This is a genomic window from Brachybacterium sp. Marseille-Q7125 (assembly GCF_023062615.1).
GTDB lineage: Bacteria > Actinomycetota > Actinomycetes > Actinomycetales > Dermabacteraceae > Brachybacterium.
In genome coordinates, this window is sequence record NZ_JALLAL010000139.1 from 1 (window position 1) to 648 (window position 648).

Genomic DNA, 648 nt, shown 5'->3' on the forward strand with positions numbered 1-648 from the left:
GGATGAGGGTAGAGGGGCGGGCGGCGCGGGGGCGAGGGGTTTTCTGTGCTGGTCAGGGGCCCCCGGCAATCCCGGAGTCATCCGTCACGGGGTCGCTCGCTGATAGCCCGAGCATCTCGGCAACCTTGGCCATTGTCCGGTCGTGGGTGACGGCCTCCACCTCCTCGGCACCGGAGCGCAATGCGCTGGCCAGGTGGATTGCATCGAGAGTCTTCACGGAGGGGATGATCGCCTCCGCCTCGAGCAGCACGGCATTGTCCAGTGGTAGCAAGGAGAGGTGGTCGGTGATGCGGTCTCGCAGGGAGAGCGGCTGTCCCACGCGTCGGAGGACCCGGGTGATCTCTGTGCGCAGCAGACGCGAGGACATCAGCACCTCGCCCTTCTCCGTCACCGTCTCGAACTACTCGGCGGCAGCCGGGGAGTGCCCGAGGATGATGCGCAAGGCGACCGATGAGTCGAGGTAGTAAGCCCTCACCAGTCCCCCTTCATGTCATCGAGGAACTCGTCCATCGTCATACCGTTGGGCTTGCCCGCAAGTTGTTGACGGTTGATCAAGCTGCTTGGGCTTGATCTGCGTGTTCTTCGGTTTTGGCCTGGTCGCGTTTGATGGCGTTCTCGAACGCGACCGGGCTGGTGTAGTCGAGGCTG

The 648-nt window shown here is 64.0% G+C and carries 1 protein-coding gene; it reads right to left on the reverse strand.

Annotation, left to right across the window (positions count from 1 at the left end):
• Positions 1-52 precede the first annotated feature (52 nt).
• Positions 53-391, reverse strand: coding sequence for a PIN domain-containing protein (locus MU407_RS14065; RefSeq protein WP_246958427.1), 339 nt, complete (start codon positions 389-391; stop codon positions 53-55).
• Positions 392-648: the final 257 nt, after the last annotated feature.